The sequence below is a fragment of the Rhodococcus sp. JS3073 genome (genome assembly GCF_026810085.1).
GTDB lineage: Bacteria > Actinomycetota > Actinomycetes > Mycobacteriales > Mycobacteriaceae > Rhodococcus_F > Rhodococcus_F wratislaviensis.
The window spans coordinates 3662329-3679203 of the sequence record NZ_CP113951.1 but is presented as its reverse complement, the minus strand read 5'-3'; the positions used below and the strand labels follow the sequence as shown (position 1 = coordinate 3679203).

15 protein-coding genes are annotated in these 16875 nt (G+C 69.1%); 7 read left to right on the top strand and 8 right to left on the bottom strand.

From position 1 onward, the window contains the following. Nucleotides 1-37: 37 nt before the first annotated feature. Complete coding sequence (locus OYT95_RS16610) at nt 38-757, bottom strand: DapH/DapD/GlmU-related protein (RefSeq protein ID WP_128640290.1); 720 nt, start codon at nt 755-757, stop codon at nt 38-40. Between the two features lie 104 nt (nt 758-861). On the opposite strand from OYT95_RS16610, the gene OYT95_RS16605 reads away from it, so the two are divergent. Together OYT95_RS16605 and OYT95_RS16600 are read left to right on the top strand one after the other, a co-directional pair. Continuing rightward, the gene (locus OYT95_RS16605; protein WP_112301610.1) at nt 862-1962 is read left to right on the top strand and encodes a DegT/DnrJ/EryC1/StrS family aminotransferase; all 1101 of its coding nucleotides are present in this window, start codon (nt 862-864) and stop codon (nt 1960-1962) included. Beyond that, entirely contained in the window at nt 1962-2927 is a 966-nt protein-coding gene (locus tag OYT95_RS16600; RefSeq protein ID WP_037228131.1) for a Gfo/Idh/MocA family protein, read from the top strand. Before OYT95_RS16605 ends, OYT95_RS16600 begins: the two co-directional genes overlap by 1 nt. Here the strand turns inward: OYT95_RS16600 and OYT95_RS16595 are convergent. Beyond that, nucleotides 2917-3873 (bottom strand): NAD(P)/FAD-dependent oxidoreductase, encoded by a 957-nt coding sequence (locus OYT95_RS16595; protein WP_128640289.1) that lies wholly within the window; start codon nt 3871-3873, stop codon nt 2917-2919. The genes OYT95_RS16600 and OYT95_RS16595 overlap by 11 nt on opposite strands. A 94-nt stretch (nt 3874-3967) precedes the next feature. Between OYT95_RS16595 and OYT95_RS16590 the strand changes: the two genes are divergently transcribed. Then, the gene (locus OYT95_RS16590; RefSeq protein WP_037228127.1) at nt 3968-4582 is read left to right on the top strand and encodes a helix-turn-helix domain-containing protein; all 615 of its coding nucleotides are present in this window, start codon (nt 3968-3970) and stop codon (nt 4580-4582) included. Nucleotides 4583-4643: 61 nt separating this feature from the next. Further along, complete coding sequence (locus OYT95_RS16585; RefSeq protein WP_112301612.1) at nt 4644-5495, top strand: SGNH/GDSL hydrolase family protein; 852 nt, start codon at nt 4644-4646, stop codon at nt 5493-5495. On the opposite strand, the gene OYT95_RS16580 is transcribed toward OYT95_RS16585, so the two are convergent. Continuing rightward, a complete protein-coding gene (locus OYT95_RS16580; protein WP_268791976.1) occupies nt 5467-7683 on the bottom strand; it encodes a hypothetical protein in 2217 nt (738 codons plus the stop codon). The two genes, OYT95_RS16585 and OYT95_RS16580, sit on opposite strands and share 29 nt — an antisense overlap. 49 nt (nt 7684-7732) lie before the next feature. Here OYT95_RS16580 and OYT95_RS16575 point away from each other — a divergent pair, with 49 nt between their 5' ends. The 3 genes from OYT95_RS16575 to OYT95_RS16565 all read left to right on the top strand — a co-directional run bounded on the left by OYT95_RS16575 (nt 7733) and on the right by OYT95_RS16565 (nt 12027). After that, nucleotides 7733-8536 (top strand): glycosyltransferase, encoded by an 804-nt coding sequence (locus tag OYT95_RS16575; RefSeq protein ID WP_268791975.1) that lies wholly within the window; start codon nt 7733-7735, stop codon nt 8534-8536. Nucleotides 8537-8617: 81 nt separating this feature from the next. Beyond that, nucleotides 8618-10507, top strand: coding sequence for a glycosyltransferase (locus OYT95_RS16570; RefSeq protein WP_268791974.1), 1890 nt, complete (start codon nt 8618-8620; stop codon nt 10505-10507). Further along, nucleotides 10504-12027: a glycosyltransferase family 39 protein gene (locus OYT95_RS16565; protein WP_268791973.1), complete on the top strand. Its 1524-nt coding sequence runs from the start codon at nt 10504-10506 to the stop codon at nt 12025-12027. Before OYT95_RS16570 ends, OYT95_RS16565 begins: the two co-directional genes overlap by 4 nt. Here the strand turns inward: OYT95_RS16565 and OYT95_RS16560 are convergent. The 5 genes from OYT95_RS16560 to wzm all read right to left on the bottom strand — a co-directional run bounded on the left by OYT95_RS16560 (nt 11999) and on the right by wzm (nt 16870). Further along, nucleotides 11999-12874: a class I SAM-dependent methyltransferase gene (locus OYT95_RS16560; protein ID WP_128640286.1), complete on the bottom strand. Its 876-nt coding sequence runs from the start codon at nt 12872-12874 to the stop codon at nt 11999-12001. The genes OYT95_RS16565 and OYT95_RS16560 overlap by 29 nt on opposite strands. Before the next feature lie 66 nt (nt 12875-12940). Then, entirely contained in the window at nt 12941-14023 is a 1083-nt protein-coding gene (gene rsgA, locus OYT95_RS16555; protein WP_268791972.1) for a ribosome small subunit-dependent GTPase A, read from the bottom strand. Between the two features lie 157 nt (nt 14024-14180). Continuing rightward, on the bottom strand, nt 14181-15092 hold the full coding sequence (gene glfT1, locus OYT95_RS16550; protein ID WP_268791971.1) for a galactofuranosyltransferase GlfT1: 912 nt from the start codon (nt 15090-15092) through the stop codon (nt 14181-14183). After that, nucleotides 15089-15985: a galactan export ABC transporter ATP-binding subunit Wzt/RfbE gene (wzt, locus tag OYT95_RS16545; RefSeq protein WP_268791970.1), complete on the bottom strand. Its 897-nt coding sequence runs from the start codon at nt 15983-15985 to the stop codon at nt 15089-15091. Before wzt ends, glfT1 begins: the two co-directional genes overlap by 4 nt. Nucleotides 15986-15997: 12 nt before the next feature. After that, nucleotides 15998-16870, bottom strand: coding sequence for a galactan export ABC transporter permease subunit Wzm/RfbD (gene wzm, locus OYT95_RS16540; protein WP_012691162.1), 873 nt, complete (start codon nt 16868-16870; stop codon nt 15998-16000). Nucleotides 16871-16875 lie beyond the last annotated feature (5 nt).

The following is a 16875-nucleotide window of genomic DNA, read 5'->3' as shown; positions in this document are numbered from 1 at the left end:
CGTTCGTTTCCGACGATAGCAATCGGAGGGCGCCGGATCAGGAAACGAGCGGTTTCGCCGCCAGTTCCCGCCACCAGGCGAACGCGTCGGCGAGCGAGTTCGGGAGTTCCGCGTCGGCGTCGAGCCGCCCCGAGGCGTACAGCGCCGCCACGGCCGCGATGTCGCGGTCGGCGATCCCGGCGCGGCTCATGCCCACCCGGTTGGTGCCGCGCAGGGCGGCGGGGTTGCCGAACACCGTGGCGAACGGCGGAATGTCCTTGGCGACGACCGATCCCATCCCGACCATTGCACGCGCACCGATCACCCGCCGCTGATGCACCACCGCGCTCATACCGAGATTGACACCGTCGCCGAGGGTCACGTGGCCGCCGAGAGTGCTGGACGGCGAGAGGACGCAGTCTTCGCCGATCCGGACGTCGTGCTCGACGGACGTGTGGTTCATGACGAATCCGCCGCGCCCGATGGTCGTCGGCCGCTCCGCGCCCTGCTGGACGGCGCTCATCTCCCGGATCACGGTGCCCGCGCCGATCACGACACCCTGATGCGGGCTGACCTCCGTCCACGTGCGGGGATGCGTCTTCCCGATCCACTCCGGCGGCGCCCCGAGCGTCGCGTGGGCGCCGATCCAGCAGTCGTCGCCGATGTCGAGCGGGCCGGTGAGGACGGCATACGGTCCGATGCTCACCCGGTCCCCGACGGTGACGCCGTCGCCTATCACGACGGTCGGATGGATCTCGCAGTTTTCACCGATGGTCATGAAAGTTGGCGATTCCTTCCAGGAGCCGTGCAGACCGTGGGAACCTTCAAGTGGGTGCAATCTGTGAAGACGGTGTGAACGCACGTCAATCTATCGGAGGAACCGTGATCGCGATCTCGAGTATCTCTTTCGGAGAGGACGTCGAGCGCGAGGTTCTCGACACCCTGCGATCCGGGATGGTCGCGCAGGGACCGAAGGTCGCGAGGTTCGAGGAGGGGTTCGCCGAACTCGTCGGCACCCGGCACGCCGTGGCCGTCAACAGTGGCACCACCGCGCTGATCGCGGCGCTGCGGGTGCTGGATCTCCGGCCGGGCGACGAGGTGCTCACCACCCCCTTCACGTTCGTGGCCACGCTCAACGCGATCCTCGACTCCGGCGCGACGGCACGATTCGCGGACATCGGGGAGGCCGATTTCGCGCTCGACCCCGACGTCGTGGCGCAGTGCGTGAACGACCGCACCCGGGTGCTGATGCCGGTGCATCTGTACGGGCAGACCGCGGACATGGGTGCGCTGATGCCGCTGGCCGAGTCCCGGGGACTGGCCGTCGTCGAGGACGCCGCGCAGGCGCACGGTGCCACGTTCGACGGCAAGGGTGCGGGCAGTTTCGGGCTCGGCTGCTTCTCGTTCTATGCCACCAAGAATCTCACCACCGCCGAGGGCGGCATGGTCACGACGGACGACGACGCGGTGGCCGATCGGTTGCGGGTGCTGCGGAATCAGGGCATGCGACGCCGCTACGAGTACGAGATGGCGGGCCAGAATTTCCGGATGACGGATCTGCAGGCCAGTCTCGGGTTGCCGCAGCTGGGTTCCTATCTGCAACAGGTGGAGTCGCGCCGGCGCAATGCCGAGGCGCTGCGGACCGGTCTGAAGGACGTCGAAGGTCTAGTTCTGCCTTCGGAACTCGCGGGCCGCGGGCACGTGTGGCACCAGTTCACCGTGATCCTCGCACCCGATGCGCCGATCGACCGCGACACCCTCGCGCAGCGTCTGGGCGATCGGGAAGTCGGCAGCGGTGTCTACTACCCGAGAACCGTCTACGACTACGACTGCTACCGCGAGCATCCCCGGGTGATCGCGTCGCCGACGCCCGTCGCGACATCCGTGGCCCGCCGGTGCCTGAGCATTCCCGTCCATGCCGCGCTCTCCACCGACGACGTCGACCGGATCGTCGCCGCGGTCCGCGAGGCGATGGAGGCGTGATGACGTCCACGCGACCGCGGATCGCGCTCGTCGGATCCGGCCGGATGGGTTCGCTGCACGCCCGCGTTCTCGCGCAGTCGCCGCTGTGTGACCTCGCCCTGCTCGTGGAACCGCGTGAGGAACACGGGCGGGAGGTCGCCGCACGGTTCGACACCGCATGGGCTGCGGATTTCGACGAGTTGGACGGCATCGACGCCGCCGTCGTCGCGGCGGCGACACCCGCCCACTACGAGTTGGCCGGCCGCGTCCTCGACCTCGGCAAGCCGCTGCTCGTCGAAAAGCCGCTCGCCGCAACGTACGAGGAGAGCACGGATCTGGTGAAACGCGCCGCCGCGACGGGTGTCCCGCTGATGTGCGGCCTGCTCGAGCGGTTCAACCCGGCGGTCCGGACGGCACGTGAATTCGCCGGTGACGTGTGGCAGGTCAACGGAATCCGGCACTCGCCGTTCGTCTCCCGCATCCCCACCGGCGTCGCGACCGACCTGCTGATCCACGACGTCGACCTCGCGATCGGTTTCGTCGGATCACCGCCGGTCGGTGTGAAGGCCGAGTTCGGGTACTTCCACGACAGTTCGCGGCGGAACGAGGCCGAGGACTGTGCGGAGGCGGTGTTGCGATTCGAATCCGGTGCGGTGGCCACCATCTCGGCCAGCCGGGTGAGTCAGCGGAAGGTCCGGCAGTTGTCGCTGCTGGAGCCGGACCGCCTGATCGAGATCGATCTCCTGCGCCGTGACATCACCATCTACCGGCACATCGACGACGACCTGCCCGCCGACCGCGACGGCTACAAGCAGCAGACGGTGATCGAGATCCCCACCCTCCGCTACAGCGACGAACCCCTCGCCGCCCAGCTCGCGCATTACGTCGGGCTGATCGGCGGCGAGGGGGACGCCGACGCGGAGCGTGACTCGATCCTGCCCGCGCATCGCGTGGTCCACGAGGCGACGGTGTCGGCTACCGGCTGAGCGCTCCGGCGACCGCCAGGCGGGTGTCTTCCGCGATGAGGTCGGCGTTGAGGGCTGCCGCAGCGCTCAGGCCGGCTCCGGCGGCGACGATCACCTGCGCTTTCGGGTCGGCGACGTTACCGGCCACCCACACCCCCGGAACCGCGGTGGCGCCGGTCGCGTCGGAGGCGACGGCGGTGCCGATCACGTGTCCGGCCATCTCCATCTCGGTGGTGTCCAGGCCGAGGCTCGTGAGGAAGTCGGCGCGGGCCCTGAACAGGGGCGGGACCACCACGGCGGTGAGGGGGAAGACCTGACCTGTGCGCAGCCGCACACCGGTCAGCCGGTCACCCTGCACCTCCAGTCCGGCCACACCGCCGTCGATCACGGCGATCCCGCGTGCGGCGAGCTGCTCGTACTCCTCGCCGGTGGGTTCGTTCGCGTCGTCGAGGAACAACGTCACGTCCTCGGTCCACTGACGCCACATCAGCGCCTGGTGCACCGCCGGCGGACTGCCGACCAGGACGCCGACCGGCTGGTCGCGAACCTCCCAGCCGTGGCAGTACGGGCAGTGCAGGACGTCGCGTCCCCATCGCTCGGCCACCCCGGGGATGTCGGGGAGCACGTCGACGAGGCCGGTGGTCACCAGCAGTCTCCGCGCCCGTACGGTCGCGCCGTCGGCGAGCGTCACCCGGAATTCGCCGTCCCCGGCCTTGTCGGCGGACGTGACGGTGCCGGTCACGATCTCGCCGCCGTACCCGGCGACCTCCTCACGTCCGATGGCCAGTAGTTCACCGGGAGGGGTGCCCTCGCGGCCGAGGTAGTTGTGAATGTGCCCGGCCGGCGCGTTGCGCGGGGAGCCGGCGTCGATCACGAGCACCGATCGCCGTGCTCGCGACAGGGCCAGTGCCCCGCCGAGTCCGGCTGCGCCACCGCCGACGACCACCACGTCGTAACTGTCTTTCATCGCGTTCTCCTTCGCTCGTCGATCTCGTGATGTCCACTGTCCGGGGAGACCGCGAAACTGGCAAGTATGTTTGCCGCTGTGGCAACATGGTGGTGTGAACGACGACGTACCCGATCTGGACGGCGTCCTCGATGCCGTGGGACCGCGGTTGAAAGCTCTCCGACAAGAGCGCGGGGCGACCCTCGCCCAGCTCTCCGAGTCCACCGGGATCTCGGTGAGCACCCTGTCGCGGCTCGAGTCCGGCCAGCGCAAACCCACGCTCGAGCTGATGCTCCTCCTGGCCCGCGCCCATCAGCTGCCCCTCGACGAACTCGTCGACGCACCCGCCACCGGCGACCCCCGCGTTCATCTGCGGCCCCTCGAGCGCAACGGCACGACGATCATCCCGCTGACCCGCAGGCCCGGCGGGATCCAGGCGTTCAAGCACGTGATCCCGCCGGGTGACCCCAACGTCGTCCCGAACCTGCAGGTCCACGAGGGCTACGAATGGCTGTACGTGCTGTCCGGCCGGCTGCGACTGCTGCTCGGCGAACACGATGTGATCCTGACGCCGGGGGAGGTCGCGGAGTTCGACACCCACGTCCCGCACTGGTTCGGCAACCCCGGACCGCAACCGGTGGAGATCCTCAGCCTGTTCGGTCCTCAGGGCGAGCGGGCGCACGTCCGCACGGTCCCGCGGGGAACGGCAGCCGAGCGCGACCGTCGGTAGAATTCGTCCGGACCGGTGACGAGCGCTCCCTCCGAGGCGCAGGACGTGATGGGGAGGCCCCGTGCGACGCTGGATTCTCGGTGTTCCCGTAGCGGTCGTGATTCCGCTCCTCGCCGGGTGTTCCGCGACTGTGGCACCGCCCGTGGCGCAACCGCAGCCACAATCGCCGCCCGCAGGCGCGACTCTCGTGGGCCTGGGGGATTCCATCCCGGCCGGTGACGGATGCCCCGGCTGCACGCCGTTCGTGGAACTGTTCGGCGATCAGCTGTCCGGCGACGACGCGCTGCCCGTCCAGGTCGCCAACCTGGGTGTCGGGGGCTGGACCAGCACCGACCTGCTCGACTCCCTCGAACCCGGCGCATACGACGCCGACGCCGTGCGCGACGCCGACCTCGTCACCGTCACGATCGGCGCCAACGACTTCTACGCCGAACTCGACGACTACCTGGACGGCGACTGCGGTGGCGACGACGGGCTCGGCTGCTTCGAGCCGGTGCTCCCGGAGCTGCAGACCACGCTGACGTCCGTGCTCGACCGCATCGCCGAACTGCGGGCCGGACAGCCGACCGCGGTGCTGGTCACCGGGTACTGGGACGTCTTCCCGGACGGCGACGTGGCCCGCGAGCTGTACGGACCGCAGTTCCTCCGGGACAGTGCCGCGCTGACGCTGCGCGCCAACGACGTCATCTCGGAGGTCGCGGGCGCGGAGGGCGCCACGTACGTCGACCTGTTCAGCACGTTCAAGGGAACGTGGGGCGACGGCGACCCCACCGGATTGCTGGCCGACGACGGCGACCACCCCAACCAGATCGGCCACCAGCTGATCGCCGACGCGTTGTCGTCCGCGGCGGTCGCGGGATCCGGCTCCACCGAGGCGTCGGCGTTCACGTCGTCCGAGTGGTCGCCGCGCTGAGCTTCCGCCTGCGCACCACCGCATCGACGACGGACAGGATCAGCACCACGACCGTCGCGGCACCGAACGCCGCGACGGACAGGTTCTGCCGCGGCGGCCGGAACGTGACGACCAGTTCGTGGTCACCCGGCGGCACCGACACCTCGAGCAGGCCGTGCCACCCCGCGGTCGCGTCCACCGGCTCGCCGTCGACGGTGGCCGAGTAGCCGGGCCACGCGAGGCGCGCGAACGAGACGGTCCCGCCGCTGCCCGCCACCCGCACGGTCTCCGTCGCCGCGCTCGTATCGGACGCGAGCACCCGGACACCCTCGGACGCGAACGACACGCGTCCGGGCAGGGGCAGCGGCCGGTGACGCTGCAACACCGTCCGGGAGTCGCTGCGTTCGGTGACGTGCCAGCCGGGCGGGGGCGGCGCCGTCGCGACCCCGGGCACGAGCCCGTGCTCCACCACGAGCGTCGACACCCGGAGGTAGTCGATCAGCGGGATCGGGATGTCCGCGTTCACCGGCTGCCAGAGCGCCCCGTACACCCCGGGGCAGACGGCGCCGCGGTAGTCCATGCACAGGGCTTCCTGGAACTCGGTGAACCCGATGCCGGTGTAGGCATTGACGCTGCCCTCCGCGGACGACGCCATGATCTCGTTGCCGAACAGGATCCGGCCCGCGGTGACGTCCTCGTGGGACGTGTCGTCCAGGTCGGCGAGTTGCAGCACGGTGCCCTGGTAGCGGTCCGTCTGCGCGGACAGCACCGTCGTACTCGCCGGGTCGACACGGCTGCCGCGCTCGACGTCGCGGGTGAGGGACCACACCTGTGCGGCGGTCACCACCACGGTCCCCAGGACCAGGGCGGCGACGAGAGCATTCGGGCCCCGAGTGCGCCAGGCGGTGTACGCCAGCATGCACAGCGCCGCGACGAGCAGCGCGAACAGTGTGTGCCGCAGAGTCAGGGCCGGTGAGGACGCGAACGCCAGGTAGAAGCCCAGCGCGATCAGCACCGCCGACGCCGTCGCCCGGTGACGCACCCGGTCGCGGGCGATCCCCAGCGACAGCGCGAGCGACAAACCGATCACCACGCACAGGTACAGGTATTCGACCAGCCGGATCGGCCACCGGAACATCCCGACGTTCGACGGTCCGAACGTGAAGAGGAAGTAGACGACCGCGATCACGACCAGGCTGATCAGCGGCCGCCCGTGCGCGCGACGGAACCCCGCGGACGCGAACAGCGCGCGGATGCGGCCCCACGGCAGCCACGGCAGCAGCGGCAGCACGAACCACGCGAGGTAGAGCGACGGGATCACCTCGACGGGACCCCCGAACGTCATGATCACGGGGAGGTACGACGGGCTGCTCATTCCCGCGGGACCGCCGATCTGCGGCTGCAGGAAGGTGTCGTTGAAGATGCCGGTGCTGCCGGCGCGGGTGGTGACGTCGACGCTGAGGAACAGCGGCAGATACGTCACCAGCGCGGCGGTGCCTGCGCATGCGCCGGTGATCACCAGCACGAGCAACCGGAAGAACTGCCGCGCGACGAGCAGGCCGATTCCGATGCCCAGGAGAACGACCACGGCGCCCAGCGCGGCGTACGGGTTGCCCATGCTCACCGTCAGTGCACCGATCACGAACGTGACCATCGGATTCGTGCGACCGCGGGAGAGGCGGAGCGCCGACCACCAGAACAGCGTCACCCACGCGACGGCCATCATCCCGGACGGCCAGCCCGCCGCCTCGTAGAACAGGGTGAAACCGCTGAACGGAATCGTCAGTCCGGCGAGGATCGCGGGACCACGCCGGGCACCGTATTCGCGGCACAGCAGGTACGTGGCGAGGGCGAACAGTGCGAGGAACTCGGCCATGACCACGAACGCCGCGACGGACAGGTTCTCGAATGTCGCGGCCAGGATGTAGTTGGCCAGGTTGACGGGGTTGTAGAGACCGTACGCGGCCTCGCCCGCGTAATTTCCGCCGATCCAGGCGTCGGGATTGACGGTGAGCCACCGCCCGGCCAGGAGTTCCGTGCCGATCCGGTGCCAGGACGGCACGAACGATTCCAGCATGTCGCCGCCGTAGTAGAAGCGGTCGTACACGATCCGGGGAACCGTCGCGATGGCCGCGGCAGTCACCGCGACCGCGAGTGCCACCACCCACTCGGGGACCCCGCGTATCGATCGGGTGAACGTCGAAGACACGGACGCGGAGGGTGCCACGGACTCCGAGCCTACGAGTTAGGCTGCGCCCGTGCGCCTTTTCGGTTGTTCCCACGACCAGAAAGACGCACGTGCGCCGAAGGCGCTGTCCGTCGTCATCCCGGCCTACAATTCCGCCGCCGTCATCGAGCACACCGTGCACCGGGTGGCCGAACGACTGGCCTGCCACGACGTCGAGATCATCGTCGTGGAGAACGGATCCACCGACGGCACCATGGACATCTGCACCCGACTCGCCGCGGACTGGACGCCCGGACCCGTGTCGCTCACCGTCCTGCGGAGCGAGAAGGGAATGGGCAATGCGTTGCGGACGGGAGCGGCGGCGAGTCGCGGCGCGCACGTGCTGCTGACCGCCGACGACCTGCCGTTCGGGTTCGACGATCTCGACGGCGCCGAGAAGCTCGCCGCCGGCCACGACGGCCGGCTGCCCGAAGTCGTGATCGGTTCGAAGGCCCACCCCGACTCGCAGGTGCGGCGCGGCGCCCTCCGGGGAACCCTGACGTGGGGTTTCGCCGCGCTGCGCCGCGTGATTCTCGGGATGCGCACCGGCGACCCCCAGGGCACCGTCCTGATGGACGGCGACCTGATGCGGGGACTGGTTCCCGGCCTCGTCGAGCCCGGGTTCCTGTTCACCACCGAACTCGTCTACCTCGCGGAGCGGGCGGGCATCGTGCCGGTGGAGGTCCCGGTGCGTCTGAGCGACGATCACGACAGCCACGAAACCCGCATATCCAGGGCCGATGTGCTCGCCATGGGGATGGGACTGTTCCGGCTGCGGGCTCGTCACCGGGACGGAGGTCGCCTCGCATGGTCAGGGAGCGCGTCGCGAGGTTGATACCCTGCGAACCGAGAAGAGGATCGTGCCGTCGCCGTGGCGCGGTCCAGCCCACCTCTCGCGGGGAACAGTAGGAGCACTATGAACGAGTCTGCGTCGGTAGCACCTGTGGACGGGAGCACGGCCGCGGTACGGAGTGCTCTCACCGAGCATCGCGCACCCGACCGCCTCGTGGTGGCGCGAGGTCTCTTCACGGGACCGACCACCCGGGTCAAGGACGATTTGTACGCCAGGATCGTCAAGGGCCGCGCCCACCGCGAGCGCTACGTCGTGCACCTCGAAAAGGGCGCGATGGTCGACACCGACACCTACTTCGGCCGGTTCGCGGCCAGCTACTACCAGCGCTGGACCACGGTCACCGACGTGACCGTCGGGTTCCACCACGAGGCCGACGGTCGCGCCGTGGTGGCGCTGCGCGGCTCCGATTCAGGCGGCAACTCCCGCATCCTCGCGACGACGGAGATCGACGGCTCGGGCACGGCGACGCTGTCCGCGAAGCTCGACGCCTACCTGGACGGCGGCTCCCTGTGGGTGGAGTTCACCGCCGTCGACGGCCCCCTCGCGGTGACCGACCTGGAGTGGACCGTCGCCGCGCCGTCGGTGATCCGTCCCGCCGCGATCGCGATCTGCACGTTCAACCGCGCCGACGACTGCGCCGAGACCGTCGCCGCCATCGCGAACGACCCGACGATGGCGTCCGGCATCGACGCCGTGTACGTGGTCGACCAGGGCAGCGACCACGTGTCGGACCGGGAGAGGTTCACCGAGGTCGCCGAGATCCTGGGCGACAAACTCGTCTATCTGCGACAGCCGAACCTCGGCGGGGCCGGCGGATTCACCCGCGGCATGTACGAGGTGTCGGGCATCAACGAGCACGCCAACCTGATCCTGATGGACGACGACATCCTGTGCGAGCCGGAGTCGATCCTGCGGATGAACGCCTTCGCCAACGTCACCACCGAGCCGACACTGGTCGGCGCGCAGATGCTGTACCTGATGAACCCGGAGCACCTGCACGTCAGCGCCGAGGAAGCGGACTTGTCGAAGCTGAAGGCGGGCCGCTGGGCGGCCGGGTCGCGGCACGACATCAACCTGCTCAAGAAGAAGCAGCACAAGCGCGTCGACGCCGGCTACAACGCGTGGTGGTCGTGCCTGATCCCCGCGGAGGTCGTCGCGCAGATCGGGCTCCCGCTGCCGATGTTCTTCCAGTGGGACGACATCGAGTACGGCATCCGCGCCCGCGCCGCCGGATTCGTCACGGTCACCCTGCCCAACGCCGGTGTGTGGCATGCGGACTTCCACTGGAAGGACCGCGACGACTGGGCCAAGTACTTCAGCATCCGCAACTCGCTGATCGCCGCCGCGCTGCACAGTGACTTCGACGCCAAGTCGCTGAGCAAGATGATGACGCGGGAGATCACCCAGTACCTGGTGTCGATGCAGTACGGGTTGGCGTACACCATGATCCGCGGTATCGAGGACTTCCTCGAGGGCCCGAAGGTGCTCGAGGACGGCGGACAGGCCGTGCTGGCGTCGATCCGGGAGGAGCGCAAGCGGTTCCCCGAAACCGTCAAGCACCCCGCGTCGAACATTCCCGGTGTGCGTAACTCCGACCTCGTCACCCGGTACGCCGGTTTCGAGCCGGACAAGAGCAAGATCGACCTCGTCCTCGCCAAGCGGGCCGCGTACCAGTGGCTCGGCCGCACGCAGCACGGGGTCGCGAGTATTCCTGTGGCCGAGGCGCACTGGTGGCACGTGTCGCTGTTCGACACCGCCGTCATCACCGACGCCTCCCAGTCCGGGGTGCGGGTACGCCGCCGCGACAAGGAGACGGCCCGTGAGCTCACCGCCCGGACCGCGAAGCTGATGAAGCGGTTCCGCGACGACGCGGCGTCGACGCAGCGTCAGTACCGGGACGCGTTGCCGCAGCTCACCAGCCGGGAGAACTGGGCTCGCCTGTACGGGAAGTGACGTCGGCCGGACCGGTGCAGGCCCGTGATGTGCGTGGGCTGCTCCGGGATTCGTTCCTCGTCTTCGCTGTCGGTGTGGTGCTCGGCGCGGCGTGGAGTTGGCGTCCGTCGTTCTGGTACGACGAGGTCGCGACGCTGTATTCGAGTCAGCGATCCCGGCCCGACCTGTCGAATCTGCTCGGCCACATCGACGCCGTGCACGGGCTGTACTACGTCGGGATGCACTACTGGTTCGCGACGTTCGGTGCCTCGGAGTTCTCGGCGCGGTTCCCGAGCGCCCTGGCCGCGGGTGCGGCGGGCGCAGGGGTGGTGGTGCTCGGTGCGCTGATCTCGACCCGGCGGGTGGCGGTGCTGTCCGGGATCCTGTTCGTGATCCTGCCCAGCGTCACGTGGGCTGCCGCGGAGGCCCGCGGGTATGCGGCCACGGCGGCGGCCGCGGTCTGGCTGACCGTGATTCTCCTTGCGGCACTGAGGTTCCGGCGCTGGTGGCTGTGGGCGCTGTACGCCGCCGGCCTGGCGGTGTCGATCGTGTTGTTCGTCTACCTGATCACCCTCGTTCCCGCGCACCTGCTGACGATCCTGCTGCTGCGCGATGCCCGGCGGTCCTGGCTCGGGTGGGCGTCGGCCACGGCGGCGGGGACGGTGGCCGCGGCGCCGTTCGTGGCGCTGGTGCGCCGGGAATCGGTCCAGGTGGCGTGGATCCCGCCGCTCGACGGCCACCTGCCGCGGGCCGTCGCCGAGTACCAGTGGTTCGTCGGCGCACCGTGGTTCGCGGCGCTGTTCGCCCTCCTGGTGGTGGCCGGGTTCGTGGCGCTGCTGCGCGGTCACCGCCTGCCCCCGGTGCTGTCCGTCGCGCTGCCGTGGATCGCGGTGCCGATGGCGGCGCTGCTCGCCTATTCGCTGCTGCGCAGCCCGGTGTATCTCCCGCGGTACTTCACGTTCACGACGCCGGCGGTGGCTCTCGTCGGCGGACTCTGCCTGGCCGCCCTGGCCCGGCAGTGGTGGCAGTCCGCGGCGGTGCTGGCGGTGTTCGCGGTGGCCGCGTCGCCGAGTTACCTCGAACAGCGCGAGCAGTGGGCGAAACCCAGCGGCATGGACTTCAGCACCGTCAACGGTTTCGCCGGGGAGCACCTTCGCCCCGGCGACTGCGTGCTGTTCGACAAGCCGGCCTGGAACCCCACGTCGCTGCGGCTCGTGAAGAACGTGCGGCCGGAGGCATTCGACGGCACCCGCGACATCGGGCTCGGGACCACGGCCGCGAGCCGGGGGTCGCTGTGGGACGACGAACTCGCCGTCCCGGACCTCGCGGGCGCGCTCGAATCGTGCACCGTGGTCTGGTTCTTCACCGACTACGAACGCGACACCGAGCGCGTCATCCGGCACACGTCCAACGAGGTGTGGACGCTGCCGCCGTACCACTTCGAGGACACCGAGGCGTTCGCCGCGCTCGCGCGGTCCGGACTGCGGATCGACGAACGCGCGACGTTCAACGTCACGCAGGCGGTGAAGCTGGTGCGGTGATCCGCACGACCACCTGCTCGTGGTTCGCGGTGTAGCTCAGGTACTCGAAGCCGACGCCGGTGCGGTCGACGAATTCCGTCCACGCCCGGTACTCGTGCTCCTGCCAGCCCGGGAAGTTGAAGAACTCGTCGAACACGATCACCGTGCCCGCGATCAGCCGGCGTTCGAGCCGGTCGAGCACCGCCTTCGTCGACGAGTACAGGTCGGCATCGAGGTGCACGAACGACACCGGTCCCGGGTGCGTCTCGAGGAAGCCCGACAGTGTGTCCTCGAAGAGTCCGGGCACCAACTGCGCGCCCCGCACCTGCGGCAGTTTCTCCTGCGCGAACTCCCCGGCGGGGAATCCGGTGCGCCACGTCTGCGGCAGACCGGAGAACACGTCGAACCCGAACACCTCGTGCTCGGCGTCCTTCAACTGTTCGACGATGATCCGGAGCGTGGTGCCCGACGCCACCCCGAACTCGAGAGCCAGCCCGTCGACCTCCACCTGCGACAGGCCGTAGCGCAGCGTGTCCTGCGGATTCCAGAACACGGGCGCCTTCGGCATGTGTTCGAGCACGAACGCCGCGGCCTCGTTCGTGGCCCGCACGTCCAGCGCCTGCGTGATGTCGCGGCGGGCCTGCTGCTCGAGTTCGCCGAGCCGCTGCTGGACGTCGGAGATCTCCATGCGGGCATCGGACAGCTCGGACAGCACCCGGGCGAGTTCCTGATTGGTCGCGCTGAGCTCCGCCAGGGTCTGGTCGTGCTGGTTCTCGGTGAGCTCGCGGGACCGGCGGTCCGATTCGGACACCACCTCGGACACGGCACGTTGAAGCTTGAGACGGGCCTTTCTCCGAAGATCGAACATATACCCATGTTGCCAGTCCGCATCCCGGCTCACCGCTCGAACCGGGATGCGGGTCGCACGCCCGTGTCAGTGACCGCGGCTGCGGTACATCTGCCGTTGCCAGCGGGCGATGCTCTTCCACTCGCGTTCGCGCTCGGCTCGCAGCCTCGCGTCGGTGCGCGACGCGATCCACCCGTTCTCGCGAATCAGCTTGCGGTAGCTCGCAAGTCTGCGCTCGGGCAGTTCGCCGCGCTCCACCGCGTCGAGCACCGCGCAGCCGGGTTCCGTCCCGTGCGAGCAGTCCGCGAACCGGCACTGCGCCGCGAGTTCCTCGATCTCGGGAAACGTCTTGTCGATGCCGTCGGCGGCGTCCCACATGCCGACACCCCGCAGTCCCGGCGTGTCGATCAGGGCGCCTCCGTGGGGCAGCGGCAGGAGTTCACGGTGCGCCGTCGTGTGGCGTCCCTTGTGATCGCCCTCGCGGACGCGTCCGGTGGCGAGCACGTCTTCGCCGAGCAGCGCGTTCGCGAGCGTCGACTTGCCCGCGCCGGACGGTCCGATCAGGGCGACCGTCCCGTCGATCACGGCGGTGAGGACGTCGATGCCGTCGCCGGTGTCGGCGCTCACCGCGAGCACGGTCGCACCCGGCGCCACCGCCGCCACTTCCGTGGTCGCGTGGGAAATATCTTGCACGGTATCGGATTTGGTGAGTGCGACCACCGGCTGGGCGCCGCTCTCCCACGCCAGGGCCAGCAGGCGTTCGATGCGTCCGAGATCGAGGGCGGTGTCGAGTGCGGCGGCGATCACCACCGTGTCGACGTTGGCCGCGAGGAGCTGGCCCTCCGACCGGCCGGACGCGGACGACCGGACGATCGCGCTGCGCCGGGGGAGCAGGTCGGCGACGGCGATCTCGTCGCCGTGACGGTGGAGCGTCACCCAGTCGCCGGTGCAGAGCGTGTGCTCGCCTGCGAGTGCGCGGACGACGCCGGCGGGCGCGGCGACGTCGCAGCGACCGCGGTCCACGCGGATCACCCGCCCGGGCTCGCGACCGTCGGCCGGGTAGTTGTCGAAGGTATCGGAAAGTGTGTCGTTCCAGCCGTAGGGCAGGAGTAGTCCAGGGTCGAACATGGTGGGTGTGATCCTCGGGTCGATGAGCGCCGACCGGACCACTGCGCGGGTTCGGTCAGGCGAGGGGGAAGGGGGAGTGGACGCACACGGCGTCGACCGACGAGACAGTCATCGGACACTCACTCCTTCGCGACACATCGAGATTCTCAGACCGGAACCCCACGATGCTCCCACCGGGCGGAACCCGGGCGCAACCGAGTTACGGGCGCTCGAACCGCTCCTGACGGCCCAGCTTCCGCAACCGCATCCACTCCCGCAGACCCTGCGGATCACGTCGCGTGAAGAGAAAATACCAGCCGAACCGCACCCACTCCTGCGGCAGCAGCTTCCGCATGCCCGGCTGGGACAGCAGATAGCCGCGGTTGCGGTACGTGAAGAACCGTTTCGTCTCGTTGTCCGGGTACTGCGTGTGCATCCGGCCGCCGAGGATCGGCTTGAACTCCTCCGCGCCGTTCGGGTGTACGTACGCCGTCTGCAGGCAGGTGCCGAACGGCAGCCCCGACCGCACCAGCCGGCGATGCACCTCCACCTCGTCGCCGCGGACGAACAGACGCAGGTCGGGAACGCCGACCGTGTCGATCGCCGACGCGCGGAACAGTGCGCCGTTGAACAGCGACGCGATGCCCGGCAGCAGGTCGGCCGAGTCGTCGCCGTCGGCGAACAGCTCGGAGCGCAGCCGTCGCCACTCCACACCGCGGCGCAGCGGGAACGCGAGACGGTCGGGGTCGTCGATGTCGCAGACCACCGGGGAGATCTCGGCCAGCCCGTGCCGCTGCGCGCAGTCGAGCAGCGTCTCCAGGACCTTCGGTCCCTCGGGGCGGCCGTCGTCGTCGGCGAGCCACACCCAGTCGGCGCCGAGCGAGAGGGCGTACAGGATCCCCAGCGCGAAGCCGCCGGCCCCGCCCAGATTGTGCTGCGAACCGAGGTAGCTGGTGGGGATCCCGGACGATTCGACGAGTTCACGCACGTCGTCCTCGGCGGCGTTGTCCACGACCACCAGGTGGTCCAGCGGACGCGTCTGCGAGCCGAGGACCTTCAGCGATTCCGCCAGCAGTTCGCGGCGCTTGTGGGTGACGACGACACCGACGATCCGCTCGGCAGCAGCGCTCACGCGGACTCCGCCTCGGCTTCCGCGGCCGTGCGAACGGGACGCTCGTTCGATCTGTCGCTACGGGCGTCCCGTTCGGCCGAAGCGGTGAGCTTGGACTTCTCCCGGTCCAACTCGTAGATGACGTGGCGGACGTGGTCGGCGGCGTCGTCACCCTCGTACGCGCGGACGACGTCCTCGATGCCGCCCTGCTGCCGGATCCGACCGTGGTCGATCCACATGGCCGTGTCGCAGAGCTGGGCGAGGAACTCGTTGGAGTGGCTGGCGAACACCAGGATGCCGGACCGCTCCACCAGCGCCTGCAGACGCACGCGCGCCTTCTTCATGAACTCCGCGTCGACGGCACCGATGCCTTCGTCGAGCAGCAGGATCTCCGGGTCGATGCTGGTGACCACGCCCATCGCGACGCGCACGCGCATACCGGTGGAGTACGTGCGCAGCGGCATCGACAGGTACTCGCCCAGCTCGGTGAACTCGGCGATCTCGTCCATCTTCGCGAGCATCTGCTTGCGGGTCTGCCCGAGGAACAGTCCGCGGATGATGATGTTCTCGTAGCCGGAGATCTCGGGGTCCATGCCCACACCGAGGTCGAAGACCGGGGCCACGCGGCCGCGGATGCTCGCGCTGCCGCGGGTCGGTTCGTAGATGCCGGACAGCAGCCGCAGCAGCGTCGACTTGCCGGCGCCGTTGTGGCCGACCAGGCCGATCCGGTCGCCTTCCTTCAGCGACAGGTTGATGTCGCGCAGGGCCTCGACGACCACGACGTCCGAGTTGTTGCGCCCGATCGACCCGCCGGCCTTGCCGAGGAACGCCTTCTTCAGCGACCGGGATTTGGCGTCGAAGATCGGGAAGTCGACGCAGGCATCCCGCGTCTCGATACTCACATGTTCTGTCATTGCTTCAGACCCCTAAACCCAGTAGGGCACACGGGCCCGGTACTTGCGAAGCGCGAGGATGGCGGCGGCCCACCCGACGACGGTGATGGCCAGCACGATGTACCAGTGGTACGCCTGCTGGTCCTGCCCGATCATGGGCGCGCGCACGATGTCGAGGTAGTGGAACAGCGGGTTCAGCTCGGCGAGTTTGACGCGCTCGGCGGCCTGTCCGCCCTGCGCCTCGAGGCTCTGCGTCGTCCACATGATCGGTGTGAGCACGAACAGCAGCAGCGTCATGCTGCCGAGGATCGGCGCGATGTCCCGGTACCGGGTGGAGAAGATGCCGAACATGATCGACACCCACGCCGCGTTGACGACGATCAGCGCGATCGCGGGGATCGCGGCCAGCGACATCCAGGTCAGGTGCCGCCACACCCCGAACGCGAACAGCATGATCACGTAGATCACCAGGTTGTGGGCGAACAGCAGCAGCTGCCGCCACACCAGCCGGTAGACGTGGACGCTCAGCGCCGACGGCAGCTGTTTGATCAGCCCCTCGTTGGCGATGAACACCTCGGAGCCCTCGAGGATGCTCGCGCTGATCAGGTTCCAGACGATCAGACCCACGGTGACGTACGGCAGGAACTCGTCCAGCGGGATGTCGAGCAGGGCGGAGTACAGGATGCCCATCGCCGCGGCCTGCACGCCGGTCGCGATCGTGATCCAGAACGGGCCGATCACCGACCGCCGGTAACGCTGCTTGATGTCCTGCCAGCCGAGGCTCAGCCACAGCTCGCGCTGAGCGAAGCCGTCCCTGAGGTCCTTGAACGCGCGACGGAAGGTCTGCGAATCGGACGCCGGGAGCGGGCCGCCTGCGGCCTCGGTTTCGATAGCGGATGCTGACACGGGCA